The sequence below is a fragment of the Actinosynnema sp. NPDC023794 genome, from assembly GCF_040639675.1.
Lineage (GTDB): Bacteria > Actinomycetota > Actinomycetes > Mycobacteriales > Pseudonocardiaceae > Actinosynnema > Actinosynnema luteola.
In genome coordinates this window covers 493,255-517,917 of record NZ_JBFAFR010000001.1, presented here as the reverse complement: position 1 = coordinate 517,917, position 24,663 = coordinate 493,255, and the positions used below count along the sequence as shown (strand labels likewise).

Sequence of the window (24,663 nt, the reverse complement as noted above, 5' to 3'; positions counted from 1 at the left end):
AACGACACACGACCACACGTCCGAAAGACATCACGCCACGGGTGTCGACGACCGCTAGACGCTCACCGGGCCGCCGGTACGCCAGTACACGCCGTCGTCCCGGCTGAGCAGTCCTTCGTCCACGAGGTACCGGCGCACGGTCACGTGGTCGACCTCACCGCCCTCGCACCACCGCTTCAGCACGTCCACGACGTCCCGCTCGGGGTACCGTCTACCCGGCTCGAACGCGGTGCTCACCTGTTCGAGCACCGCCCGCCTGCGCCCGCGCTGCGCGGGGAGCTTCACCAGCCGCCCATCTCGCACGAACGGGTCCTCCTGGACCCGGTTCGCCTGTTCGACCCGGGTGGCCTCTTTGAACAGCTCCTCGCGCAACCGCAAGCCCGAACCGTCGGTCACGACGAGACCGGCCGACCGCAGCCGGCGCAACGAGTTCTCGACCCGCCGAGCGTCCAACCCGGTCGCCGCGGCGATGTCCGCCGTTGTGCGGGCGCCGAGCACCAGAGCGGCGGCCACGCGCAACCGCTCGGGTTCGGCCAGCAGTCCGATCAGTGAATCAGGGGTCACGCTTCGAGCTAACCGAACCCCGCGGTCTGGTGCACGCCCATTTCGGGCGGACCTTAATAGCCGTGCGCACTGATCACCTCTTCCCCCTGGCGTCGGTGGAGTCGGTTTTCGGCATGCCGACCGAGAACGCCCGCAAGTTCCAGCAGGTGGCCGCCGAGCAGGACCTCGTCATCGACGTGCGGGCCACGAACCCGCACGCGGTGGCGTGGTTGCGCGAGGGCGCGCTGCCCAAACCCGAGGCGGTGAAGGCCAAGACCATCGACGACCTCGACGTCCGACTGGGCGCGGCCCGCCGCCACCGGGGTCTCGTCGGCTACTTCCGGCCCGAGTTACCCCGCCACGACCTCCACGACCGGCTGCTGCGCCGGTACGACCAGCGGCGCGTCGAGTTCGAGGCGTTGCGCGACAAGATGGACCGGTTCGAACGACGGGGTGAGTACGTCGTGCGCGACGGCGTGGTGCACGGTGTCGACCGGCGCGGCTGGCTGCGGCCCCTGACCGGCGACCACGACGTGTTCGACATCCGCGCCTCCGGTGGCGCGGACCTGAGCCGCCGCCGGTACGACCGGGCGGTGGCGACCATGATGTCGATGGACATGGGCGTCACCCACGGCGCGCACATGTACTGGCGGCCGACCACCAAGTCCGACCTCGCGATGTTCGAGTCGATCGCCCTCAGCGGCGACGCCAAGCTGCGCTTCCACCCGGACGGCACGATGACCGCGGGCGACTACCGCCGCTTGAACGCCGGGATCAGCGCGATCACCACGCCCGCCAGGGCGGCCCGGCCGTACGCGAGCGTCTCCCACGTGGGCAGGCCCATGGCCCCGGTGTCCTCCGCGTCGGTGATGAACATCTGACCGTAGAGCAGCAGCAGGAGGACCCCGTAGCACCGCGCGTGCAGGTGATGCCACGCGAGCGCGACGCCGGCGAGGCCCGTGCACACGTACAGGGTGTGGATGGCGCCGTCGCCCATCGGGAGGAACGGGATGGAGGCCGTGACGACCTGGAGCAGGCCGACCACGAGCGCGAGCAGCTGTGCCCGGCTGAAGCCGCGTTCGCCTGCCTCGGGCCGTTGTCCGGCCTTCTTCCCTGTCCGCCGTTCACGCACGGCCGCCTCGTTCCGCATGACCTGGGGTTACCCGCGCCCGTTCGGCTCATCCTCGCCGCCAACCGCTTCCCCCTACGGGGCATATCGCCCAACACGCTCCGGCATTACGGCTAATCCGCGGGTCACGGGTCGCGGCTCCGCGTGTCACCTGCACCGGCGCGGCACTAGCGCAGTAGCCGGTCGATCTCCGCCCTGGCCTCCGCGGTCGCCTGATCGGGTCGGCGCTCCCCGGTGAGCACCCGCGTGGCCATGGTGGCGAGGGCTCGGGAGATCTCCGGGTACTTCGCGCCGTACGCGGTGCGGGTCCGCGCCGACCGCAGCTGTCCGGTGAAGCCTGCCACGTTCGGATCCCACTGCCAGGCCAGGTCGTCCACGGTGTCCGCGCGGTTGGGCAGCGCGCCGAGGCCGCCGCCGAACTCGGTGGCGTTGTCCGGGTGCTCGGCCAGCCACGCCAGCACGTCCCACGCCCGGTCGACCCGACCGTTGCGGCCGATCACCCACGCCTCGCCGCCGAGCTGGCCCGCGCCGCCCGCCGCCCCGTCGGGCAGCGGCGCCGCCGCCCAGTCCAACCCCGCCTGGTTGAGGGCGGGTATCGCGGCGGGCCCGGTGATCGCCATCGCGCACCGGCCCTCGGCGAACCGCTGCCGCGCGTCGGCGTCCGTCCAGCCGAGCGCCTCCGCCGGGGTGCTGCGGTCGGTGTTCACCAGGCCGTCCAGGTGGGCGAGGGCGTCGAGCGAGGCCTGGTCGCCGATCCCGTCGACGTCACCGCCCGCCTGCCACAGCAGCGGCAGGAACGAGACGGTCAGGTCGTCGCCCTTCGCGCCGAAGCACAGGCCGGCCCGGTCGGCGGTGGTCAGGGCCTTCGCGGCGGTCCGCAGCCCCTCCCACGTCGTCGGCGGGTCCGTGAGGCCGGCCGAGGCGAAGTGGTCCCGGTCGTAGACCAGCGCGGTGGTGGTGCTGCGCAGCGGCACGCCGTGGACGCGTCCCCCGTGGGTGACGCTCTCACGCACCGGCGCGAGGAACTCGTCCGCCAAGTCCCACCGGTCGAAGCGGTCGGTGAGGTCGGCCAGGGCTTTCCCCTCGGCCAGGCGCGGCAGGTCGGTGGAGTCGACCGCGGCGATGTCGGGGAACACGCCGGACGCGGTAGCTTCGGCGAGCTTGGCCTGGAACTCGGGGTAGGGCAGGGAGGTGCGCTCGATCCGCACGTCGGGGTGCTCCTGCCGGTAACGGGTGAGGAGGCTGTCCACGGCCTCGTTCGCCATGGGGGAGTGATTGAGGTAGTCCCACCAGGTCAGTGTCACCTGGTCGGGGGTCTCAGTCTGCTCTGCGTTGCACGCACCGGCGGCGAACAGGATCGCTGCCAGGAGCAGCGCTCGTCCACGCATTCCGCTCCACCCTTCGGGGTAGGCGACCTTTACGGGCTGCGCTCGTCCTACTCCGCTGCGTGAGGCGATGTCAAGATCGGAGGTGGTTCAGACCTTCGGTCGGGGGCGTGGCTGCGGCCGGTCGGGTGCTCCGGTGGTGGGCGCGGGCGCCTGCCCGTCCGGTTGCTCCGGCCCGGCGGGCTCGCCGGGCGCGGGGATGAGGTCGGCGAGGTACGTGGCCGCCAACTCGTCGTAGATCGGTGTTGAGCTCACGTTTGGGCATCCTGTCCGGCCGCGGCCCGCGGCGCTGCCCCTCTCACTCCTGTGGGTTACCTACCGCTCGGGGCGGACCGGCGGGCAGCGCGCCGCCGTCCTGGTGGTGCGGAGATCGTCCGCGCTGGTCACCGGGCCTGCCGGGCGAGCGTGAACGGTCGTGCGGGCACCGTGATGACGAGGATCACGTGGCCGCTATCGGATTCCCTGATTGGACCCCGGTAACAGGGGTACCCGCCCCTACGATGAGGCCGTAGGCGGCTGCCGCCCCCCAGCAGGCCGCCTGACAAGTCCCGGCCGGGCTCCCCTCCCCCCAAGAGTCCGGCCGGGCACCTCATCGTCGATCTTGTTGCGACGCCGTGGTTTCCGTTCCGGGACCCCCCGGAACGACTGTGAACGACCCGCGGACCGAGGGCGACCTCCGGGCGGGCGCGCGGTGCGGCGGCTGGCGCAGCTCGGGCGGCTCGGGCGGGTCCGGTGTGGACATCGTGACCGGCGCGCCCGGCTCCACCGCGATCGGCTGGCCGTGGTGGCTCGCGCGCAGCGTGTCGCCCGCGACGATCCGGTAGGTGACCGAGCCCTCCTCGACCTCCACCGCGAGCCGGGTGCCGCGGAACGACATGCGGAACGCCATCCTGGTCAGCCCCGGCGGCAGGCGAGGCGCGAACGACAGCTCGCCGTCGTGGTCGCGCATGCCGCCGAACCCGGCCACCAGCGCGATCCACGCGCCCGCGAGCGACGCCATGTGCAGTCCGTTGTGGACGTTGCGGTGCAAGTCGTGCAGATCGGTGAACGCCGCCTCGGCCAGGTAGTCGTAGGCCAGCCGCACCGCGCCGACCTCGGCGGCCAGCACCGCCTGCGTGCCGGCCGACAGCGACGAGTCGCGCACCGTCCGCTGCTCGTAGTAGGCGAAGTTGCGGGCCTTCTGCGCGGGCGTGAACGCGTCACCGCGCACGTGCATGGCCAGCACCAGGTCCGCCTGCTTGACCACCTGCTTGCGGTACAGGTCGAAGTACGGCCGGTTGAGCAGCAACGGGTACTCGTCGGGGTCGGTGCCCTCGAAGTCCCACTCGGCGTGCGACGTGAACCCCTCGTTCTGCTGGTGCACGTCGAGCAGCTCGTCGAACGGGACCAGCATCTTGTCGGCGGCCTCGCGCCAGCCCCGCACCTCGTCGGTGGTGACCTCGAGCCGCTCGGCCACGTCCGGGCACCGCTCGCACGCGTCCGCCGCGCCGCGCAGGTTCTTCTGCGCGATGAGGTTGGTGTAGACGTTGTTGTCCGCCACGGCCGAGTACTCGTCCGGCCCGGTCACGCCGTCGATGCGGAACCCGCCGTGCTGGTCGTGGTGCCCCAGCGACGTCCACAGCCGCGCCGTCTCGGCCAGGATCTCCGTGCCGCACTCGCGTTCGAACGCCTGGTCGCCGGTGGCGTTCACGTACTGCGCCACGGCGTGCGCGACATCGCCGTTGACGTGGAACGCGGCCGTGCTCGCGGGCCAGTACGCCGAGCACTCCGCGCCGCTGATCGACCGCCACGGGAACGCCGCGCCGAGCTGGCCGAGCACCCCGGCCCGCTCGCGCGCCTTGTCCAACGTCGAGTGCCGCCACCGCAACGCGTCCCGCGCCGCCTCCGGCACGGTGTAGGCCAGCACGGGCAGCACGAACATCTCGGTGTCCCAGAACGCGTGCCCGTCGTACCCCGGCCCGGTCAGCCCCTTGCCGGGGATCGCCCTGGTCTCGCCGCGCACCGCCGCCTGCATGATGTGGAACAGCGCGAACCGCAGCGCCTGCTGCAGCTCGTCGTCGCCGTGCAGCTCGATGTCCGCGACCTCCCAGAAGTCGTCCAGGAACCGCCGCTGCTCGGCCAGCAGCCCTTCCCAGCCGGTCTGCCGCGCGCCCGCCAGCGCCGCCTCGACCTGCGCGCGCAGCGCGGGCACCGACCGTTGCGCGGACCAGCCGTAGCCCAGGTACTTCACCAGCCGCAGCCGCCCGCCGGCCGGCACGTCCACGGCCGCGGTGAAGCGGGCCAGGTCCCCCTCGGCGCGGATCTCCGTGCGCACACCGTCCTCGACGTCGAGCTCGTGGTCCATGGCGGCGGCCATCCGCAGCCCGGAGTTGCGCGCGTGGTGCGCCAGCACGGCTCGGTAGTCCTCGGCGTGCGCGAAGTCCGCGACCAGCGGCTCGTTCAGCGCCGCGGCCACGCGGGGGTCGTCGCCCTCGTTCTCGACCGGCTCGTTGGCCAGCAGGTCCGACTGCACCACCAGCTGCAGGTCCTCGGTCGGCACGACCTCGTAGTGGATCGCCGCGACGGCCCGCTGCGTGAGCGACACCAGCCGTTCGGTGCGCACGGTCACCCGGCGGCCGGTCGGCGACTCCCACTCCGTGCAGCGGCGCAACGTGCCGGTGCGGAAGTCCAGCTCCCGCTGGTGCGCGTGCGCCCGGCCGTAGCGCATGTCCAGCGGCTCGTCCTCGACCAGCAGCCGGATCACCTTGCCGTCGGTGACGTTGACGACGGTCTCCCCGGCCTCGGGGTAGCCGTAGCCGGATTCGCCGTACGGCAGCGCGTGCTCCTCGTAGAAGCCGTTGAGGTAGGTGCCGGGCAGCCCGCGCGGCTCGCCCTCGTCCAGCGTGCCGCGCATGCCGAGGTGCCCGTTGGACAGCGCGAACACCGACTCGGTCCGGCGCAGCTGGTCGACCGCGAGGCCGTCCCAGCGCACCATCCAGGGGTGGATCTCCCAACCGGTCACAGCAGCTCCGCCAGGTCCTCGACCACGACGTCCGCCCCGTGCGCGCGCAGCGCCTCCCGCTGCCCGGTCCGGTCCACGCCCACCACGTGCCCGAACCCGCCCGCGCGCCCGGCCTCCACGCCCGCCAGCGCGTCCTCGAACACGGCGGCGTGCTCCGGGCTCACGCCGAGCAGACGCGCGCCCGCCAGGAAGGAGTCCGGCGCGGGCTTGCCCTTGAGCCCGTCGCGGCTGATCACCACGCCGTCCACCAAGGCCTGCACGAACGGGCTCAGGCCGGCCGCGTCGAGGACCTTGCGCGCGTTCGCCGACGACGTCACCACGCCGATGCCCAACCCCTCGGCCTCGACCGCGCGCAGGTACGGCGCCGTGCCCGCGTAGGGCGTCACGCCCTCGTGCCGGATGATCGCCTCCAGCAGGGCGTTCTTGCGGTTGCCGACGCCGTGCACGGTGTCGGCGTCCGGCGGGTCGTCCGGCTCGCCCTCGGGCAGCGTGATGCCGCGCGAGGCCAGGAACTCGCGCACGCCGTCGTAGCGGGGCCGGCCGTCCACGTACTTGAGGTAGTCCGATTCGGCGAACGGCGGCTCGCCGTGCGGGCGCAGGAAGTCGTCGAACGTGCGCCGCCACGCGCGGCGGTGCAGCACGGCCGTGCTCGTCAGCACGCCGTCGAGGTCGAAGAGGCAGGCGGTGATCGCGTCGGGCAGTCCCAGGGCCATGCCCAGTTGTCTACCCCTTCTCCGTCCCGGGTACCCGCTGGCGGAACGGACACCGGCGGAGGGATCGAGACATGGGCAAGCCGCGCGTGCTGGTCGTCGGAACGGGCTTCGCGGGCTACCACTGCCTGCGCACGCTGGAACGCGTGCTCCCGGCCGACGCCGCCGACCTGGTGGCGGTCAACCCCACCGACTACATGCTCTACGTGCCGCTGTTGCCGGAGGTCGCGGGCGGCTCGCTCGACCCGCGTCGGGTGGCCGTGCCGCTGCGGCCCAAGCTGCCGCGCACGCGGCTGGTGCAGGCGCACGCCACCGGGCTCGACCTGGCCGCGCGCACGTGCACGGCGGTCGACGTCGAGGGACGGGAGCACGTCCTGGAGTGGGACCGGCTCGTGCTGACGGCGGGTTCGGTCACCCGGTTGATGTCGATCCCCGGCGTCGCCGAGCACGCGTTCGGGTTCAAGTCGGTCGCCGAAGCCGTGTTCCTGCGCGACCACGTGCTGCGGCAGGTGGAGCTGGCCGAGCAGGCGGACGACCCGGCGGAACGGGCGGCGCGGGCGACGTTCGTCGTGGTCGGCGCCGGGTACACGGGCACGGAACTGGTGGCGCAGGGCCTGCAGCTGACCCGGTCGGCGTTGCGCGGGCGCAGCGGGTTGGCGGAGTCCGACGTCAAGTGGGTGCTGGTGGACCTGGCGCCGCGCGTGCTGCCCGGGCTGGACGAGCGGCTGTCCGGGCCCGCCGCGCGGGTGCTGCGGTCGCGCGGCGTGGACGTGCGGTTGGAGACCAGCGTCGAGGCGGTCACCGCGAACTGCGCGAAGCTGACCGACGGCAGCGAGATCCCGACGCGCACGCTCGTGTGGTGCGTCGGCGTGCGGCCCGACCCGTTGGTGGAGTCGGTCTCGCTGGCCACGGTGAAGGGGCGGGTGGTCGTCGACCCCACGCTGGCCGTGCCGACGCACCCGCACGTGTTCGCGGCCGGTGACGTGGCGGCCGTGCCGGACGTGTTCAACGACGGCGAGCCGACCCCGATGACCGCGCAGCACGCGCAGCGCCAGGGCAAGCTCGCCGGGCGCAACGTCGCGGCCTCCCTCGGCCACGGCCCGGTGGGCACGTACCGGCACCGCGACCTGGGGTTCGTGGTCGACCTGGCCGGCGCGCAGGCGGTGGCCAACCCGCTGCACGTCCCGTTGACCGGCCTGCCCGCGAAGGTCGTGGCGCGCGGCTACCACCTGCTGGCGATGCCGGGCAACCGGCTGCGGGTCGCCGTCGACTGGCTCACCGACCTCCTCGCCCGCCGCCAGGTCGTGCAGTTCGGGCTGGTCCCCGAGGCGGGCGTGCGGCTGGGGGACGCCGAGAAAGCCGGCGTCGCCAACCGGGGGTGAGGCTCAAGCCGGCTTGAGCGGGTCGTGGCCGATGGACATCAGCCGGTGCCTCCAGTGCGCCTCGCCCGCCGTCGGCTCCAGGTCGTCGCGCCGCTGCGCCCGCACCCGGTCCACGACCTTCTGCATCACCTTGACGTCCTCGGTGGTCAGGTCGGTGCGCCGCTTGCGCAGGACGCGCAGCACGTCCTGGCCGGTCGGCGTGCCCGCCTGGTCGGGCACGGTCTCGCTGTCCTCGTCGGCCGAGCGGGTGCGCAGCCAGTCCTCCAGTTCGTGCGAGGTCATGTTCACCACGCGGTGGAAGTCGTCCCACAAGCTGTCGGTCATGGGGGAGAGGGTTGCCGCTGCGGCAGGGGGTGAAACGCGGGCCCGCGGCGCGTTCTTTGCGCGATCCGAACATTCGCCGCACGCGCTCCACACCGTGACCGGTGATCGTGGTCGCCATGAACACACCGATTCGCCTCGCCGTCGTCGTCACCGCCGCGTTCGGGCTCTGCTCGGGCGGGGTCGCGGCCGCGCAGGAGAGCAGCTACTCGCCCGTCACGATCAGCCCGGACCAGGTGAAGCAGCTGTGCGAGAAGCGCGCGCCGCGGATCGAGGAGCGCGTCACCCGGCTCACCACCCGCATCAACGGCGGTCCGGAAGTGGCCGGGTCGACGGCGTGGTTGCGGGCGCAGGCGCAGCAGGCGCGCGACGCGGGCAACACCGCCCGTGCCGAGCGGTTGCAGCGGCGGCTGGAGCGGCGCGAGGGGCAGTCGACCAGGCTCGGCGACGCGCAGCGGCGCGTGGACGAGTTCCAGGCGTCGCACTGCGGTGTGAAGTGAGGGCGCTGGTCGCGGCCGTCGTGCTGCTGTTCGCCCTCGCCGGGTGCCGCGCCGAGGGTGCGCCGCCCGCGGACCCCGGCTTCGACGGGATCGAGACGACGCTGGACGCCGTCGAAGCCGAGGTCTCCGAGCCGTAGGGCGTCAGCCCACGTCCGGCGTGTACTGCGCCTTCGCCACCGCGACCGCCCCGGCCAGCTCCTCCTCCGAGGCGGTGCCCGACTCGCCGACGACCGCCGTCCACGCGTCGATGGACCCGACGTTGAACCGCTGGGTCTCCGGCGAGTTGGCGGCGGCGATCGGGTCGAAGTCGTCGCCCACCTCGCCCGCGAGGTACAGGCCGAGGCCGAGGAACGCGCCGTCCCAGCCGGGCCCGACGTACAGCGCGCCCGCGCCGCTGCCCGCGATCGCCTTGGGCACCGTGTGCTCCAGCTCGACCGTCGTCCGCTCGTCGCCGTCCTCGGTCAGGCGCAGTTCGACGATGCTGGTCTCGGCGCCCCACGTCAGCCGCAGCAGCTTCGGCGGCGCGCAGGTGAGGACGGTGCCGCTCGCGTTGTGCTCCACCTGGAAGCTCCCGCCCTCCCGCAGGTCGCCGCTGACCGGAAGGAACCAGCGCTTGAGCCGGTCCGGGTCGGTGAGCGCGTCCCACACGTCCGCCGCCGCCGCGTCGTACGTGCGTCGCAGCAGCACGCCGATCGTCTCGTCCGAGCCCGCGCTCACCTCCCGGTGGATGGCCTTGAGCTGGTCGGCGATGTCGATCACTGTTGTTCCTCCTTGAGTCGCCTCTCGCGCTTGCCGCGCGCGAGTTCGGTGGCCAGCGCGTCGAGGTGCCCGCTCCAGAACCGGCGGAACCGGTCGAGCCACTCGTCCACCTCGCGCAGGCCTTGGTCGTCCACCGCGTAGAGGCGTCGGGTGCCTTCGGCGCGGACGCGGGCGAAGCCGTTCTCGCGCAGCACCCGCAGGTGCTGGGAGACCGCGGGTTGCGAGATGCCGAACTCCCGGCGGACCACCTCCGTGACCGCGCCGGAGGTCTGCTCGCCGTCGGCGAGCAGCTCCAAGATGCGGCGACGGACCGGGTCGCCGAGGACGTCGAACGCGTGCACGACCAGCATCTTTCAGTCTGGGCTTATATAAGTCAAATCTAAGGCTCGGGAATTGTCGGTGGTCGGTGGCACTATCTCGAACGGATGTTCGGTACGCGTTCGAAGGGAGCCATGCGATGCGAGTTCGACTAGATCCCCGTCAGTGGCCCGGCCGTGTCATCCCCGAGACCGACGCCGAGATCGACACGGCGGTCGAGGCGCTCTGCCTGCGTGCGACCTGGCCCGATGCCCACCGCGCCGCCGTGCGCCGGGTCGTCGAGCCCTGGTTCGCCGAGGGGTGGAGCGTCGATGCCCTGCTGGCGGCGGTCGACCGCAGGCCTGACGGCACCAGGCAGGGCAGCCCGAGAAGCCGCGACCAGGTGGCGCACGACTTCCTCCGTGCGCGGCTGAGGTCGTGGTGGCAGGGGGGCGCGCGGCGTGCGCGCCCCCCGGTGGCGGGCATGACGCTGGGCGCCTGGTGGCGCATCAACCGGCGCAACGCCCGCTTGACCGAGCCGCGTGCCCGGCGGCCGTTGAGCACGGCGGGCAGCCTGGCCCGCGAGCAGTCGCGGGAGCGGGTGCGGGCGCGGTTGAAGGACCCGGTGGAGCGGTCGCGCGAGTTGGCGCGGCGGCGGCAGGAGGTGCTGGACGGGCTGCTGGTGCAGGGGCAACGGGTGCCGACGTTCGACGACGCCCGCAAACTGCTGGCCGACGTGCGGCTGCCGGCGCACCCCGTGTGCAGTCGGTGCGGCTGCCGGCAGGGGGTGCTGCCGAACGCCGCTTGACGCGTCCTTAGTCTGTGGTACCCGACACGGTGAATTCGGCCGACGGGTCGTGTGCGTTCGGGTCGAGCTGGTGGTGTGGCGTCGTGACTTCGGGTGGCAACGCCCGTGGCGCCCGGCCTGCGGACCGAGCTGCGCGCGGCCTGTCGTGACGCGTCCGGTCGACGTCCCTGTTCCGCAAGCTGTGGCCGTAGGAGTTGGCAGTGTCCTGGTTGTTCACCATCATCCTGTGCGTGGCGGCATTCCTGGCCGGCGCGGCCGTCGTCTGGCTGCGCCTCGACCCCACCATCCGCGACCTGCGCGCCCGCCTGGACCAGTCGGCCGCCCCCAAGCCCGCCACCGACACTCCCGCCACGACCGCCGCTGACACCTCCGCCACCGAGACTCCCGCCACCGCGACCCCTGCCGCCGAACCCACTCCGGAGCCCGCCAAGGCCACCGAGACCGCAGAGGCCGCCGAGGAACCCGTGGCAGCCAAGGCTTCCAGGACGGTCGAACCCGAAACCGCCGAGGAGCACGAGATCGCGGCGGAAGCCGCAGCACCCCAGGCCATCGAGGAAGCCGCCGAGGCCGAGGTCGCCGAGCCGGTCGTGCAGCCCTCCGAGGAAGCCGCGCCCGTCGCCTCCGAGGAAGCCGCCGCCGAGGCGGAGGTCGCCCAGCCGGCTGAGGAGCCCGCCGCGATCGAGGAGCCGGTCGCGGTCGAGGAGCCTGCCGAGGAAGTCGCCGCCGCAGACCCCATCCCCGCGCCCACCACTGCCGCCCCCGCGCCTGCCGCCTCTGCCGCCGCGACCACTGCGCCCGTTGCCGCCCCCGCGCCCGCCGCGCCCACCTCCGCGCCCGTTGTCGCAGACACCGCCGAGGGGTCGCTGGAGGTCAAGGCGAACTCCAAGTCGATGATCTTCCACACCCCCGACTCGCCGTACTACAAGCGCATGAAGGGCGACGTCACCTTCAGCTCGGTCGCCGAGGCCGAGCGCGCCGGCTACACCCAGTGGACCCCGAAGCCGAAGGTCGCCTCACCCGCGCGATGAGGTAGGGCGTCCGGACCAACCGCGAGTCGCGATCAGGCGAATAGCGTTACACCGCTCGGGTATCCACCGAGCGGGGTGACTTGATGCCAACGCGAGATGGTGAGCGGGAAATCCGCACCGTGGCCGCGCTCGCGCTCCACCGCACGGACGTCGACGGCGCGGCGGTGGTCCGTCCGACCGGTCGGCTCGACCTGACCACCTATCGCGAACTGCGCGACGGGCTGCTCAAGTGCGCCGTCGACGAGCCGACCGCCGTGATCGTGCGGCTCGACGACGACTTCGAGTGCGTCACGCCCGCGTTCATGTCGGTCTTCACCACGGTGGGGCTGCGCGTGTCGGAGTGGCCGGGCGTGCCGTTGATGCTGGTCGGCGAGTCGCCCGGCCACCGCCGTGCACTCGCGGCAGGAGCCACGGGCGCGGTGCCCGTGTTCACCGCGCTGAACTCCGCCCTGGCCGCCGTCGAACGCCCGTCCGAACGCACGCGCGACGAAACGCAACTGCCCGCCTCGCTGCTCAGCGGTCTGCTGGCGAGGCACTTCGTGCGCGAGACGTGCCAACGCCGGCAGGTCACCCACTTCGTCCACGACGCGGTCACCATCGCCACCGAGCTCGTCGAGAACGCCGTCCGCCACGCCCGCTCCGCGCCGGTGCTGCGCTTGGAACTCCGGGGTCACCGGCTGACCGTCGCGGTCCGCGACGAGAGCCCCGACCCACCCCAGGCCCCGGCCGCCGAGCCGCTGCGCCCCGGCGGCCGGGGCCTCACGATCGTGTCGTCGCTGAGCCGCACGTGGGGCTGCTACCCGTGGCCGCACGGCGGCAAGGTCGTCTGGGCCGTCCTCGGCGACTGAACGCCGAGCCCGTCAGCTCGCCTCGCTCACCGCCGACACGATCGTGAAGTGGTCGAGGAGGTCCGTCAGCTCCAACGGGTGCAGCACGACCTTCGTCGTCGCGACCAACCGCAGCGCCGCGCCGACCGACTCGCACGCCGACCGCAGCGCGATCAGCAGGTTGATGCCGGTCGACCCGAGGAACGTCACCCCGGAGAGGTCGAGCACGAGAGCCCGGCTCGCGTCGCCGAGCCTGCGGTGGACGTACTCCTCCACCACCGGCGCCGTCGCCATGTCGAGCTCACCGGCCACGACGACGACCACCACCCCAGCGGACACCTCGCGCGCCGCGAGCGTGACGGCGTCGGTGAAATCTTCCATGTCCACCCCTGGGTGTGGTCGGCAGAGTGCGGCTGCCTGCTCAACCGCGTTCAGCCTAGGCCCAGGAGAACTGTGAGCGCCCGTCAGGACCGGTGCAACTCGCCCTCCGACCAGGCTGCGACCTCGTCCACCCAAAAGCGTCCTCGGTCGGCCGTCGCGGTGGGCTCAGCCGACCACGCGCCGGATGACGTCCACGGGTCCGATGGACTCGATGTCCTGCACCTTCACCGGCACGCCCTCGGTGGACGCGTGCACGGCGCGGAGGCCGTCGATCGCCATCGCCACGTGCGTCTGGCCGGAGTAGTAGATGATCAGGTCGCCGGCCCTCACGTCGTTGCGCGACACCGACCGGCCGATGGTGGCCTGGCCGTACGTGGTGCGCGGGATCGCGATGCCGACCGACAGGTACGCGGCCTGCATGAGGCTGGAGCAGTCCCAGGTGTTCGGGCCGTTCGAGCCGTACACGTAGTCCTTGCCGCGCTGGGAGAGCGCGAACGCCAGCGCCTGACCGGCCTTGCCCGCCGGGACGGGGATCGCGCTCATGTCGCCCGCGTTGTTCAGCGCCGCGCGCTCCGCCGAGCTCAACGAGCGGTAGGCCTCGCGGGCTTGGGTGATCTGCCCGTCCAGGGCGGCCTTGCGCTGGTCGATGTCCGCGATGGCCTTGTTCGCGGTGTCGGCGGCCTCGTTCGCGCGGCGGGCGGCGTCGTTGGCCAGGTCGACGGCGTCGCTGAGCCCTTGCAGGGCTTCCGCGTTGTCGCCCGCGAGCACGCCGAGCGCGGACATGCGGTTGAGGAAGTCCTGCTGCGAGTCGCTGACCAGCAACGCGGACAGCTGGCCGAACCGCGCGCCCTCGAAGGAGGCCTCGGTGAGCAGGTCGACCTGGCCGCGCAGCGCTTCCTGCGCCTGCTGGGCGCTGGTGATGTCGCGGTTGGCCTGGTCGAGCGCGCCCTGGGCGTTGGCCAGCGTCTCCTGCGCGCGCAGGTGCTCTTCGTTCAGCGCCTCGGCCTGGTGGGAGAGGTCGGTGTACTTCTTCAACGCCGCGGAGGCGTCGGAGGGCGTCTCAGGGTCGGCGGAGGCCTGGGGGAGGGGCACGGCGGCCCCGAGCAGCGCGGAGACGGCCGTGGCCGTCAGGGCTGCGCGGACGGTGCGCTGAGCGGATTTCGACGCCACGGTTCGCGCAATCCTCCTTGAGCCGGCTGGGCCCCGAACGAGTTACACCCGCCCAGGGTCTCGGACAGGTTACGGAACCCGCCGGAGCCAGTCCATAAGGGGTCCACTTCCACCGGTTCCCGGGACGTCCGCCGTTCCTCTTCGCCCGCGGAGGGACGATGTCGGACGACCCGTCGCGGCGGAACGGTCTGGTGGGTCAGCTCGCCCGCGCGACGACGGCGGAGTGGGTGAACTCGCCCGCCCGCACGCCGCGCATGAACATCTCCCACTCGCCGCGCGTGTAGCGCAGGGCCGCCTCACCATCGCGCGCGCGGAGGATCGCGCCGCCGCGCGGTCCGGGCAGCACGGCCAACGCGCCGTCCGCCTCGGCCGAACCCGATACCAACCGGCGGAGGAAGTCATCCCACGCCGGGGCCTCCACGGTGATCACGGGTCCCGTGCCCTGGTCCTTGGTGTCCCGCACCTGGACCACGCCACCGTCGAACCTGACCTCGACGCAGTCGCCCGACGCCGTGCTGAAGCTGCTCTTGAACCAAGTGGCCGAGGGGGTGTGAGGCATCAGAACCGCTCCATCTCGTGGTAGACCGCGTCGATGAACCCGCGCGAGTCGCGGTCGTCGAGCGCTCGGTCGAACGTCTCCGCGAAGCTCGCCGTCGACTCGAGTATCACTTGGCGCTTGTCGATGATGACACCGCTGATCGCTGTCTCCTGGTACAGCAGGTCGCCGAGCCTGTTGGAGCGAAAGGAAAGGATCTTCAACGCCGCGCCGAGCAACGGGTGCGCCCCCGCCGCGAACGGCATGACCCGCACCCGGACGTGACCACCCTTGCGGTCGAGGACGTCCAGCAGGTGCGCCAGTTGCCGCCGCATGACGCCGGCGTCGCCGACGAGTTGCCGCAACGCGGCCTCGCCCAGCACGACGTCGAGCCGCAACGGGTCGTCGCCGGCCAAGCGGCCCTGCCGCGCCAGCCTCGTCTCCAACCTCGGGCCGACGTCGACCGGCCGGATGTACGGCGTGCCCGCCCGCACCACCGCCCGCGCGTAGTCGGCGGTCTGGAGCAGTCCGGGGATGATGTCCGGCGCGTACTCGAAGACCTTGTCGGCGCCCGCCTCCAAGCCCAGCAACCGCAGGAACTCGTCCGAGTAGAGACGGGCGTAGTCGTACCACCACTCCCGCCGCTCGGTCTGCGCCCGCAGCGCTTCGAGTCCGGCGCGCTCGTCTTCGGCCAGCTCGTACGCGTCGGCCAGGTCACCGAGCTTCGCCGCCGTGAGCCGGCGCTTGCCGGACTCGATCGCGGACAGGTTCGTGCCGCCGATGCCCGTCGTCTTGCCGACCGCCGCCGCCGTGAACCCGAGGCGTTCCCGGTGTTCCCGGAGCCTCAGCCCGAGTTCCCACGCCTGCACCGTGCTGGAGATCGGGGCATCGTCGCCCATGTCCTTCGTCCCGTCGGATCTTGTGGCCCGGAGCGATACAGAGCGTAGCGACACCGCACCCGTCCGATGAGTCGACACCGGGATAATTATCAATATAGCTTCAGGTCAAGGACGTGAAGTGTCTCGCGGTTCGAGGTGATGACCCGATGGACCACAAGCCGACGCTGCGTGGCCGCCTGCTCGGCCGGGAACTGCGCCGGGTCCGCGAAGCCTCCGGCCTGACCGTGGCCGAACTCGCCGCGCGGACCGAGCAGTGCCCGCAGCGGATCCAGCGGCTGGAGGACGGCATCGCCGCCTCGCCGACACCGGCACCGGACCCGACGCTGTGGTGCGCCTGGGGCGCCGAGGCGACGACCGTGATCAACGTGCTGTGCCGCACCGCCGAGCGGATCGACGTCTTCGCGCCGCTGGGCGTGCACCCGTCCCTCGAACAGCTCGACGCCGACCGCTGCACGGCCTACGTCCTGGAGGGCGTCACCGTCGACCGCGCCGACGTCTCGGTCCGCGTGATCCCGCCCGGCGCGGGCCACTGCCCCGGCGTCGAACACCCGTTGACCCGGTTCGTCCTCGCGGACGGCCCGGCCGTCGTGTTCTACGCCTACCTGCACGGCGCGATGTTCACCGACGACCCGCGCCACCTCCGGTCGGCGCAGGAGTTCTTCCGACGCCTAGCCGAACTGACGCGCGCCTAGCGCGAGCCCGGTGAGGTCCGTGCGCCCACCGGGGTGGCCCACCGCGCGACCCGCGGCGGCCGTCGCGAGCCGACCCGCGTCACCCGGGTCGTCACCGCGCACCAGCGCCACGGTCAGGGCGGCCACGAACGCGTCGCCGCCACCGGTCGTGTCCACCACGTCCTCTTCGGTCAACGGGATCACCGCCGAATTCCCGTCCCACGTCAGCACGTTCGCCTCACCCGGCACCTCCAGCGCCACCACCGACGGACCCCTGGCCAGCAGCTCGCGTCCCGCCCGCACGGCCGCGTCCGTCCCGGTGATCGACCGCCCGGTCAACGCCTCCGCCTCGCGGTGATCGGCCCGCACCACGTCCGCCGCGGCCAGCAGCTCGGCCGCACGCCCGCCCGGCGCGCCGTCCAGCACGACCAGCCCGTTCGCCGCACGGGCCGCCGCCAGCGCCGCGTCGGCCGGCTGCTGCAACTGCACGATCACCGCGTCCGCCCCGCCGAGCATCGCCGACGCGGCCCGCACGTCCTCCGCCGTCAGCAGGGTCGGCCCGGGGACGTCCTCCAGGTACCGGTAGGCGCCGTCGCACACGACGTCCACGAGCAGCGCCGTCCGGACGCCCTGCCGGCACACCACGGCGGCCGTCGCTACGCCGTCCGCGTCGAGCCGCTCGACCAGCAGACGGCCCTCCCGGTCGTCCCCGACGACGCCGACCACCGCGGCCGTTGCGCCGAGCTGCCTCGTGCCCCGGGCGATGTTCGCGCCCTTCCCGCCGAGCATTTCGCGGCGTTCCAGCACGCTCGCCCGGGCACCGGATCCGGGCACCTCCGGCACCACCAAGACCAGGTCACGGGCTATCTGACCGACCACCGCGATCCGCATGGTCGAGCGGTACCCGGTGGCCACCAGTTGAAACGGGTCGTTGACGTGGCGTCACCGGTAATGCGATCGTAATTCTGGGAGCGCTCCCAGTCCGTGGTTCACAGATCACCGTCGATCTGAAGGAGAAGGTCCTTGCGACTCAAGCGCTTTGGGGCGTTGGCCGTTGCCGCGCTCGGTATCGTCGGTGTGACCAGCGTTTTCGTCCAGAGCGGCGTAGCGGTGGCACACGGGTCGATGACGTACCCCCCAAGCCGCACCTACGCCTGCTACGAAGACGGCAGGGCCGGCAGCGGCGGTGGCGACCTGAACCCGACGAACCCGGCGTGCGTCGCCGCGGTGCAGATCGGTGGCAAGCAGCCGCTGTGGGACTGGTACGGCAACCTGATCAGCCAGGCCGCCGGCAAGCACCGCGAGATCATCGCCGACGGCGACCTGTGCGGGCCCACGACCAAGTACGACGCCTACAACCTGGCCCGCAGCGACTGGCCCGTGACCACGCTGCAGGCCGGCGCGCGGATCAACTTCAAGTACAACGCGTGGGCGCCGCACCCCGGCACCTGGGACCAGTACGTCACCAAGGACGGCTTCGACGTCACGCAGCCGTTGAAGTGGTCCGACCTGGAGCCGGCGCCGTTCGACAGCATCACCAACCCGGTCGCGTCCGGCGGCGAGTACTCGTGGCACGGCACCCTGCCGAACAAGTCCGGCCGCCACATCATCTACTCGATCTGGCAGCGCAACGACAGCCCCGAGGCGTTCTACAGCTGCTCGGACGTGATCTTCAGCGGGGGCAACAGCGGCGGTGACACCCAGGCGCCGACGGCACCGGGCACGCCCACCGCGACCGCGACGGCGAACTCGGTGTCGTTGAGCTGGCCCGCGGCCTCGGACAACACCGGCGTCAGCGGCTACACGGTGTACCGCGAGGCGGGCGCCACCGACGTGTCGGTCGCGACGACCTCGGGCACCACGGCCACCGTCACCGGCCTCAGCGCGGACACGGCGTACCAGTTCTACGTGGTGGCGCGGGACGTCGCGGGCAACACCTCGTCGCCGTCGATCGCGGTGTCGGTGCGGACCAGCACCGGCGGCACGACGCCGGGCGCCTGCGCCGTGACGTACAACGTGCCCAGCTCGTGGTCCGGTGGCTTCACCGCGAACGTGTCGGTGAAGAACACGGGCACCAGCGCGGTCAGCGCGTGGCAGTTGGTCTGGGACGTCCCGGCGGGTCAGGGGATCACCCAGGCGTGGTCGGCGGAGGTCGCCGTCGCGGCGGGCAAGGCCACCGCGAAGGGCGCCAGCTGGAACCAGAACATCCAGCCGGGCCAGACGGTGAGCTTCGGGTTCAACGGCACGTCGCAGGGGACGCCGACGAACCCGTCGTCGTTCGCCCTCAACGGCGCTTCCTGCGCCGCGGCCTGATGTTGGGGCGGTGCGCGGCCCTGGTCGCGCTCCTGGTGGGGTCGGTCGCCTGCTCCTCGGCGGCGACCGACCCCACCGGCCTGGGCTCCAACGCCCTCGGCCCGCCGCTGGCCACGTCGGCGGAGGTGGGTGAGTGGGTGCGGGAGAAGACCGGGCAGTGCGACGAGGTGGTGTCCCGGACGATGGACGAGTTCGCCGAGTTCGTCGGCCCGCTGCGGGCGAAGCTCTACGCGCCGTACGTGGCGGAGTGGGCGACGTGCGAGGCGGGGCCGTACGAGCGGCTCGGGCTGGTGGTGTTCCAGCGCGAGAAGCTGCCGGACTTCCAGCGCTCGTGGCAGGGCGCGCTGGCGGGCGGCGAGGTGTCGGACAACCCGGACTTCGGGTTCGGCAACGGCTTCGCGTTGAGCGGCACGCTCGGCCTGGAGCTGTTGGGACTGCACGAACTGCGTTGCACACCGGTGGGACCCGGCGAGGAGGTGGGGCACACCCTGCCCGCGGAGGCGGAGGGGTGCACCTACGTCCAGAAACCAGGCCACCACCACTAGAGGCGGCTCGTCAGCGTGGCGCGGCGGTGCTCTGACGCACCACCAGCGTGGTGGCAAGCTCGATTCGGCGGTGTTCGGGCTCTTCACCACGTGCCAGCGTGATGGCGAGACGGGTGCCCGCCGCGGCCATGTCCTGCAGCGGCTGTCGGACCGTGGTCAGCGGCGGGCCCACCCATTGCGCGACCGGCAGGTCGTCGAAGCCGATGACGCTGAGGTCTTCCGGGATGCGCAGGCTGGCGGCGCGTGCCGCCTCGTAGACGCCGAGGGCTTGCAGGTCCGACCCGGCGAAGACGGCCGTGGGCGGGTCCGGCAGGTCGAGCAGCGGCGCGAACTGGGCGCGTCCGGACTCGACGTGGAAGTCGCCGTACCGGACCAGGTTCGGGTCGTAGGCCAGGCCCGCGGTCTCCAGCGCGGCGCGGTAGCCGTCCACGCGGGCGCGGCTGCACAGGACCCGTTCCGGGCCGCCGATCATGGCGATGCGGCGGTGGCCGAGTTCGATCAGGTGGCGGGTGGCGGTGAGGCCGCCGTTCCAGTTGGTGGCCCCTATCGAGGGCGTCTCCAGCTGGGGTTCCCCGATCGGGTCGACCACGACGACCGGGATGTCCCGCGCGCGGAGCTTCGCCAGCTGCGAGGACGTGAGGTCGGAGAAGACGGAGATCACGGCGAGCGGCTTGCGCGCGATGACGCCTTCGAGCCAGCCGTGGCCGGGGGTGAGCCTGCCCTGGGACTCCGACAGCACGAGCGCGAGGCCCTGCTCGGCGGCGACCTGCTCGGCGCCCCGGATGATCTCCAGCGCCCAGGCGCTCTCCAGCTCGTGGAACATCAGTTCCACCAGGTTGGACCGCCGCGACCGTTCGTCCGCCCGCCTCTGGTAGCCGTGCCGCCTGATGATCGCCTCGACCCGTTCCCGGGTGTGCGGCGCGACGTCGGCGCGCCCGTTCATTACCTTCGAAACAGTCGGAACCGAGACCCCGGCCTCTGCCGCGATGGCGGCAATGGTGATCTTGCCCGAGGCTGTGCCATCCGAGGGTGACGGGTCGGCTTTGGTCGGCATGGGGGCAGTCTACGGCAGCCCCGCCCAGTTCCGGCCGCTAGACGCGGGGGAGCGGTGGTGGGTTGTTCGTCACTCGGAGTGTCCGTAACACGTTCGAAACAATCGATATTTGAATCGAAACTGTCGAATGTCCGGTTTGCTCCCACCCAGCCGCACACCGAGGTTACCGCACCGTGACCCGTGCCCGACCGCCGAAATGAGACGTCCTGAACGTTGAACTCGGGGGTCCTGAACGTAGGACACTCGCGTTCAACGTTGGGGAGGCTCGGGCCCGTCGGGAGAGTGACGGGCCCGAGCCCGGTCGGGTCAGCTCCGGCGGCGTGCGCCGCCGAACGAGAGGTCGTCGCGCAGGGCCCGGTGAGCGGGCTTGGAGGCGAAGTTCTCGTCGAGGATGTCGGCCGCACCTGCACCCTCGAACCACCCTGGCACCCAGGAGTACTTGTCCGTGTACCCCCAGACCGTGAACGACAGGCAACGCGGCGTCTGCAGGCAGGCGCGCAGCAGCGACCGGTACACGTTCGCCTGGGCCTGCAGCTTCACCGGATCGGACGGCATCACCATCCGCACGTCGACTTCCGTCAGCGCGGTGTGCAACCCGAGGGCGTCGAACCGCCCCAGGTTCTCCGGCAGCGTCGTCGGCGGGCTCTCCACCGAGCAGTGGGCCTGCACGCCGACGCCGTGGATCGGCACGTCCTGTCGCTTCAGCTCGCGCACGAGGTCGTACACGCCGTCGCTCTTGGCGTTGACGTCCTCGATGTCGTAGTCGTTGTAGAACAGCAGCGCGTCCGGGTCGGCCTCGTGCGCCCACCGGAACGCGTCCGCGACGTAGCCGGGGCCGAGTGCCCGGAGCCAGACGGTGTCGCGCGGCGTCCCGTCGTCCTCGAACACCTCGTTCACCACGTCCCACTGCCAGACCCGGCCCCTGAACCGCCGCACGGTGGTCTGGACGTGGGTCTTCAGCACGTCGCCCAGCTCGTCGGGCGCCACGTCCGCCAGCCACGCCGGGTTCTGGTTGTGCCAGACCAGCGTGTGGCCGCGCACGCGCTGCCCGTTCGCCTCGGCGAACGCGAAGAGCGCGTCGGTCGGACCCCACTCGTACCGGCCGCGGTCCGGCTCGAGCTCGGCCCACTTCATGGCGTTCTCGGCCGTGACGGTGTCGAACTGCGCCGCCACCCACGCCCGGTACGCCGGGTCCTCCGCCAACGCCGTCAGGTTGACGGCCGTGCCGAACGCGAGGCCGTGCGGCGCCGCCAGCCGGCGGAGCGGGGGTTCCGCCGCCGCCGCGGGTGCGACGGCGGCGGAACCGGTGACCGGAACGGGCGGGTCGTCGGGCATGAGCGTCCCTCCAGTCCGGACGTGCTACTTGCCGAAACCGGCCGTGAGGCCGCTGAGCAGGAACCGTCGCCCGATCAGGTACACCACGAAGATCGGCAGCACGGACAACGTCACGGCGGCGAGGAGCGCGGGCACGTTCGTGCCGAACTGCCCTTGGAAGTCCCACAACCCGAGCGTGAGCACCCGCGACGATTCCGACTGGGTGAGCACCAACGGGAAGAGGAACCCGTTCCACGCGTTGAGCGCCGTGTAGACGACGACGGTCATGATCGCCGGCCGGGCCAGCGGCAGGACCAGCGACACCAGCACCCGCATCGGGCCCGCGCCGTCGATCGCCTGCGCCTCGTACAGCTCGCGCGGCACGTCACGCAGGCTGTTGACCAGCACGAGCATCGCCACCGGCAGCGCGAACGCCGCCGTCGGCAGGATGATCGCGGTCAACGTGTCGTACAGCTGCATCCGGGTGATCATCAGGTACACCGGGATGATCGTGGCCTGCGCGGGGATCGCCAACCCCATCAGGAGCAGGGTGAACCCGCGCTGCACGAACTGGCTGGTGTTGCGCACCACCGCGTACGCGGCGGGCACGGTCACGAGCACCACGATCGCCACCGTCGCCACGGTCACGATCACGTTGTTCAGCAGGTACTGGCCGAAGCCGCCGGTCAGCACGGTGACGTAGTTGTCCAGCGACAACGCGTCGGGCATCTCCCACACGCTCTTGCCGAGGTACTCGGCACGCGTGCGCAGCGACACCGTGACCAGGTAGAGCAGCGGTCCGACGACGATCGCCAGCCACACCAGGGCGAAGATCCCGGCGGGCCAGTTGGGACGAGACTTCACGACCCCTCCTGCTGGCTGCTCATCTGGCGGAACCCGCTCCAGCGCATGACCGCCAGCGACAGCGCGGTGCCGAGCACGACCAGCACGACCGCGATCGTGCTCGCGTAGCCCATCTCGAACCCGCTGAAGCCGGTGATGTACATGTGCAGCGGCAGGATGCGGGTCGCGGTGCCCGGTCCGCCGTTGGTCAGGATCAGCACGGTGTCGAACGTGGTCAGCGAGCCGACCAACATGAGCACCGACGACGTGACGATCGTGTACCGCAGCTGCGGCAGCGTGATGTGCCGGAACTTGCTGACCCGCGAGGCGCCGTCGATGGTCGCCGCCTCGTACAGCGAAGCAGGCACCGCCCGCGCCGCGCCCTGGTAGAGCAGGGTGTGGAACGGGATGAACTGCCACGAGATCACGAGCACCACCGTGTAGAGCGCGATGTCTGGGTCGCCCAGGAACAGCGGTCCGCCGACGAACGCGCCGAAGTTCGGCTCGAGCAGCGCCTGCCACAACAACGCGATGGCGGCCGTGGACAGCAGCAGCGGGAGGAAGAAGATCGAGCTGAGCACCGCCCGGGACCGCTGCTTGCCGGCCGCCCAGACCCCGATCAGCAACGCGATCGGGGTCTGGACGAGCCACGACACGACCATCAGCACCAGGGTCCGCCACACCGAGGCCCGAGCCTCGCTGTCTTCGAGCAGCCGGGACCAGTTCTCGCCCCCGTTGATCGCCGGTGAGCCCAGACCGTCCCAAGCGGTGAAGCTCAGGTAGATCACGAGCAGCATGGGCAACGCGGCGAACAGGGCGAAGAACGCGAACGCCGGCACGGCATACCAGGCCGAAGGCCGCTGGGACGACATCAGCGCGCGGCCACCGCGTCGACGAACTGCTGCGGCGAGACCTTGCCCAGGAAGAACTCCTGGAGCTGGGTCAGCATGAAGGTCGCGTCATCGGCGGGCAGGTCCTGGTCCCAGGACAGCTGGAAGTTCTTCGAGTCCAGCACCAGCTCGTAGATGAACGACGCATACTCCGGGTTCGGCGACTTCTTGAGCTTCTCCTCGGCGCCCACCACCGGCGGGACGTCACCGGCCTCGATCAGCGCTTCGACGTAGGAGTCCTTGTGCAGCTCGGTGGTGACGAACTTCTTCGCGGCGTCCAGGCTCTTCGAGTCCTGGGTGGCGGAGTAGAAGTTGCTCACGTTGCCGACGAGGTTGCCCGCGTCGCCCTTGCCGCCGGGGACCGACGGGAACGCCACCCAGCCCAGGTCGCCGTTCTTCACGAAGTCCGGGCTCTGGTCGAGCTGGTTGGTGTACTCCCACGAGCCCATGAGGTGCATCGCGGCCTTGCCCTGCGCCAGGATGGTCGACGCGCCACCGGCGTCGTAGCCGACGGAGGCGAAGTTGCTGCCGAACGCGCCCCGGTCGATGAGGTCCTTGAGCTTGGTCATGGACTCGACCACGGCCGGGTCCTTCCAGCCCTCGGGGCCCTTGTCCCGGATGTTCTTGAACACCTCGGGGCCGGCGACGCGGTCGAGCACGTACTCGGCCCACATCAGCTCGGTCCACGCCTGCGTGCCGGCCAGGGCGATCGGGGTGATGCCCTTGGCCTTGAAGGTGTCCACGGCGGTGAGCAGCTCGTCCCACGTGGTCGGCGGCTGCGTGCCCGCGTCGCTGAAGACCTTCTTGTTGAAGAACAGCAGCACGGGCTGCATGCCGCGCATCGGCACGCCGTAGTACTTGTCGCCCAGCTTCGCGCCGTTGAGCACGCTCGGGATGAACGCGTCCTTGGCGGCCTTGTTGTCGTTCAGCACCTGGGTGAGATCGGCCACCTTGCCGGCGTCGACGTACTCCTTGAGGTTGCCACCGCCCCAGTTGAAGAAGAGGTCGGGGGCCTGCGGGGAGCCGATGGCCACCCGGAGCCGCTGCTTGTACGGGTCGTTGCCGAACGTCTCCAGCGAGGCGTTGCCGCCGCCCGCCTTGAACGAGTCGATCGACTTGTTCTCGATCTTGTTGAGCACCGGGTCTTCCAGTGCCCAGATCTTCAGTGCGCCGGCGTTGGTCTCGCCCGGACCGGACGTGCCACACGCGGACACCACTGCTGTCACGGCGACTAGCCCCATCGCGATGAGGGGACGCACCCATGAACGGCGGGACATGCGACCGCCACCCTTCTGCCACGCTGCGGATTTGTTCGTGGCATCGAAACATTTCGAAACATCCACGACTTGCGCAGACCT

28 protein-coding genes are annotated in these 24,663 nt (G+C 71.5%); 10 read left to right on the top strand and 18 right to left on the bottom strand.

The window, feature by feature from the left end:
* Positions 1-54 precede the first annotated feature (54 nt).
* A complete protein-coding gene (locus AB0H12_RS02240) occupies positions 55-564 on the bottom strand; it encodes a DUF2087 domain-containing protein (RefSeq protein ID WP_230570650.1) in 510 nt (169 codons plus the stop codon).
* A 62-nt stretch (positions 565-626) separates the two neighbouring features.
* Here AB0H12_RS02240 and AB0H12_RS02235 point away from each other — a divergent pair, with 62 nt between their 5' ends.
* Positions 627-1,424 carry a hypothetical protein gene (locus AB0H12_RS02235; protein ID WP_499620175.1) on the top strand — a complete coding sequence of 266 codons (798 nt, stop codon included), beginning with the start codon at positions 627-629 and terminating at the stop codon, positions 1,422-1,424.
* A gap of 415 nt (positions 1,425-1,839) precedes the next feature.
* On the opposite strand, the gene AB0H12_RS02230 is transcribed toward AB0H12_RS02235, so the two are convergent.
* From AB0H12_RS02230 to AB0H12_RS02215, 4 genes are all read right to left on the bottom strand, one after another.
* The gene (locus AB0H12_RS02230) at positions 1,840-2,937 is read right to left on the bottom strand and encodes an extracellular solute-binding protein (RefSeq protein ID WP_499620173.1); all 1,098 of its coding nucleotides are present in this window, start codon (positions 2,935-2,937) and stop codon (positions 1,840-1,842) included.
* 210 nt (positions 2,938-3,147) lie between these two features.
* Positions 3,148-3,312, bottom strand: a complete 165-nt coding sequence (locus AB0H12_RS02225) for a hypothetical protein (RefSeq protein ID WP_499620171.1) — start codon at positions 3,310-3,312, stop codon at positions 3,148-3,150.
* A 334-nt stretch (positions 3,313-3,646) separates the two neighbouring features.
* Positions 3,647-6,031 carry a glycoside hydrolase family 65 protein gene (locus AB0H12_RS02220; protein WP_499620792.1) on the bottom strand — a complete coding sequence of 795 codons (2,385 nt, stop codon included), beginning with the start codon at positions 6,029-6,031 and terminating at the stop codon, positions 3,647-3,649.
* Positions 6,032-6,054: 23 nt separating this feature from the next.
* Positions 6,055-6,771 (bottom strand): HAD family hydrolase, encoded by a 717-nt coding sequence (locus AB0H12_RS02215; protein WP_499620170.1) that lies wholly within the window; start codon positions 6,769-6,771, stop codon positions 6,055-6,057.
* A 71-nt stretch (positions 6,772-6,842) separates the two neighbouring features.
* On the opposite strand from AB0H12_RS02215, the gene AB0H12_RS02210 reads away from it, so the two are divergent.
* A complete protein-coding gene (locus AB0H12_RS02210; RefSeq protein ID WP_499620169.1) occupies positions 6,843-8,150 on the top strand; it encodes an NAD(P)/FAD-dependent oxidoreductase in 1,308 nt (435 codons plus the stop codon).
* A 3-nt stretch (positions 8,151-8,153) separates the two neighbouring features.
* Here the strand turns inward: AB0H12_RS02210 and AB0H12_RS02205 are convergent, their stop codons facing one another.
* Positions 8,154-8,474 (bottom strand): DUF3140 domain-containing protein, encoded by a 321-nt coding sequence (locus tag AB0H12_RS02205; protein WP_230570656.1) that lies wholly within the window; start codon positions 8,472-8,474, stop codon positions 8,154-8,156.
* 116 nt (positions 8,475-8,590) lie between these two features.
* On the opposite strand from AB0H12_RS02205, the gene AB0H12_RS02200 reads away from it, so the two are divergent.
* Both AB0H12_RS02200 and AB0H12_RS02195 read left to right on the top strand, forming a co-directional pair.
* Positions 8,591-8,971 (top strand): hypothetical protein, encoded by a 381-nt coding sequence (locus AB0H12_RS02200; RefSeq protein WP_499620167.1) that lies wholly within the window; start codon positions 8,591-8,593, stop codon positions 8,969-8,971.
* Positions 8,968-9,108 (top strand): hypothetical protein, encoded by a 141-nt coding sequence (locus tag AB0H12_RS02195; protein WP_499620166.1) that lies wholly within the window; start codon positions 8,968-8,970, stop codon positions 9,106-9,108. Before AB0H12_RS02200 ends, AB0H12_RS02195 begins: the two co-directional genes overlap by 4 nt.
* Before the next feature lie 4 nt (positions 9,109-9,112).
* On the opposite strand, the gene AB0H12_RS02190 is transcribed toward AB0H12_RS02195, so the two are convergent.
* Positions 9,113-9,730: an SRPBCC domain-containing protein gene (locus AB0H12_RS02190; RefSeq protein ID WP_499620164.1), complete on the bottom strand. Its 618-nt coding sequence runs from the start codon at positions 9,728-9,730 to the stop codon at positions 9,113-9,115.
* A complete protein-coding gene (locus tag AB0H12_RS02185; RefSeq protein WP_053716034.1) occupies positions 9,727-10,071 on the bottom strand; it encodes an ArsR/SmtB family transcription factor in 345 nt (114 codons plus the stop codon). The genes AB0H12_RS02190 and AB0H12_RS02185 overlap by 4 nt, the downstream gene beginning before the upstream one ends.
* 116 nt (positions 10,072-10,187) lie before the next feature.
* Between AB0H12_RS02185 and AB0H12_RS02180 the strand changes: the two genes are divergently transcribed.
* The 3 genes from AB0H12_RS02180 to AB0H12_RS02170 all read left to right on the top strand — a co-directional run bounded on the left by AB0H12_RS02180 (position 10,188) and on the right by AB0H12_RS02170 (position 12,711).
* Positions 10,188-10,835, top strand: coding sequence for a hypothetical protein (locus AB0H12_RS02180; protein WP_499620163.1), 648 nt, complete (start codon positions 10,188-10,190; stop codon positions 10,833-10,835).
* Between the two features lie 200 nt (positions 10,836-11,035).
* Positions 11,036-11,863: a sunset domain-containing protein gene (locus tag AB0H12_RS02175; RefSeq protein WP_499620161.1), complete on the top strand. Its 828-nt coding sequence runs from the start codon at positions 11,036-11,038 to the stop codon at positions 11,861-11,863.
* Positions 11,864-11,946: 83 nt separating this feature from the next.
* The gene (locus AB0H12_RS02170) at positions 11,947-12,711 is read left to right on the top strand and encodes an ATP-binding protein (RefSeq protein WP_499620160.1); all 765 of its coding nucleotides are present in this window, start codon (positions 11,947-11,949) and stop codon (positions 12,709-12,711) included.
* A 12-nt stretch (positions 12,712-12,723) separates the two neighbouring features.
* Here the strand turns inward: AB0H12_RS02170 and AB0H12_RS02165 are convergent, their stop codons facing one another.
* The 4 genes from AB0H12_RS02165 to AB0H12_RS02150 all read right to left on the bottom strand — a co-directional run bounded on the left by AB0H12_RS02165 (position 12,724) and on the right by AB0H12_RS02150 (position 15,675).
* Entirely contained in the window at positions 12,724-13,071 is a 348-nt protein-coding gene (locus tag AB0H12_RS02165) for an STAS domain-containing protein (RefSeq protein ID WP_499620158.1), read from the bottom strand.
* A 165-nt stretch (positions 13,072-13,236) separates the two neighbouring features.
* Entirely contained in the window at positions 13,237-14,241 is a 1,005-nt protein-coding gene (locus AB0H12_RS02160; protein WP_499620157.1) for a C40 family peptidase, read from the bottom strand.
* Positions 14,242-14,437: 196 nt separating this feature from the next.
* Entirely contained in the window at positions 14,438-14,800 is a 363-nt protein-coding gene (locus AB0H12_RS02155) for a DUF397 domain-containing protein (protein WP_499620156.1), read from the bottom strand.
* Entirely contained in the window at positions 14,800-15,675 is an 876-nt protein-coding gene (locus AB0H12_RS02150) for a helix-turn-helix domain-containing protein (protein ID WP_499620154.1), read from the bottom strand. Before AB0H12_RS02150 ends, AB0H12_RS02155 begins: the two co-directional genes overlap by 1 nt.
* Positions 15,676-15,821: 146 nt before the next feature.
* Here AB0H12_RS02150 and AB0H12_RS02145 point away from each other — a divergent pair, with 146 nt between their 5' ends.
* Positions 15,822-16,367 carry a Scr1 family TA system antitoxin-like transcriptional regulator gene (locus AB0H12_RS02145; protein WP_499620152.1) on the top strand — a complete coding sequence of 182 codons (546 nt, stop codon included), beginning with the start codon at positions 15,822-15,824 and terminating at the stop codon, positions 16,365-16,367.
* Here the strand turns inward: AB0H12_RS02145 and AB0H12_RS02140 are convergent.
* A complete protein-coding gene (locus AB0H12_RS02140) occupies positions 16,344-17,237 on the bottom strand; it encodes a PfkB family carbohydrate kinase (protein WP_499620151.1) in 894 nt (297 codons plus the stop codon). The genes AB0H12_RS02145 and AB0H12_RS02140 overlap by 24 nt on opposite strands.
* Positions 17,238-17,471: 234 nt before the next feature.
* On the opposite strand from AB0H12_RS02140, the gene AB0H12_RS02135 reads away from it, so the two are divergent.
* Positions 17,472-18,659, top strand: coding sequence for a lytic polysaccharide monooxygenase (locus AB0H12_RS02135; protein ID WP_499620149.1), 1,188 nt, complete (start codon positions 17,472-17,474; stop codon positions 18,657-18,659).
* Positions 18,659-19,204 carry a hypothetical protein gene (locus AB0H12_RS02130; RefSeq protein ID WP_499620148.1) on the top strand — a complete coding sequence of 182 codons (546 nt, stop codon included), beginning with the start codon at positions 18,659-18,661 and terminating at the stop codon, positions 19,202-19,204. The genes AB0H12_RS02135 and AB0H12_RS02130 overlap by 1 nt, the downstream gene beginning before the upstream one ends.
* A 10-nt stretch (positions 19,205-19,214) precedes the next feature.
* Here the strand turns inward: AB0H12_RS02130 and AB0H12_RS02125 are convergent, their stop codons facing one another.
* From AB0H12_RS02125 to AB0H12_RS02105, 5 genes are all read right to left on the bottom strand, one after another.
* Positions 19,215-20,258 carry a LacI family DNA-binding transcriptional regulator gene (locus AB0H12_RS02125; protein WP_499620147.1) on the bottom strand — a complete coding sequence of 348 codons (1,044 nt, stop codon included), beginning with the start codon at positions 20,256-20,258 and terminating at the stop codon, positions 19,215-19,217.
* Between the two features lie 306 nt (positions 20,259-20,564).
* On the bottom strand, positions 20,565-21,593 hold the full coding sequence (locus AB0H12_RS02120; protein ID WP_499620146.1) for an endo-1,4-beta-xylanase: 1,029 nt from the start codon (positions 21,591-21,593) through the stop codon (positions 20,565-20,567).
* A 24-nt stretch (positions 21,594-21,617) separates the two neighbouring features.
* Positions 21,618-22,436: a carbohydrate ABC transporter permease gene (locus AB0H12_RS02115; RefSeq protein WP_233823539.1), complete on the bottom strand. Its 819-nt coding sequence runs from the start codon at positions 22,434-22,436 to the stop codon at positions 21,618-21,620.
* The gene (locus AB0H12_RS02110) at positions 22,433-23,287 is read right to left on the bottom strand and encodes a carbohydrate ABC transporter permease (RefSeq protein WP_230572967.1); all 855 of its coding nucleotides are present in this window, start codon (positions 23,285-23,287) and stop codon (positions 22,433-22,435) included. The genes AB0H12_RS02115 and AB0H12_RS02110 overlap by 4 nt, the downstream gene beginning before the upstream one ends.
* Positions 23,287-24,546 carry an extracellular solute-binding protein gene (locus AB0H12_RS02105; protein ID WP_499620144.1) on the bottom strand — a complete coding sequence of 420 codons (1,260 nt, stop codon included), beginning with the start codon at positions 24,544-24,546 and terminating at the stop codon, positions 23,287-23,289. The genes AB0H12_RS02110 and AB0H12_RS02105 overlap by 1 nt, the downstream gene beginning before the upstream one ends.
* Positions 24,547-24,663: the final 117 nt, after the last annotated feature.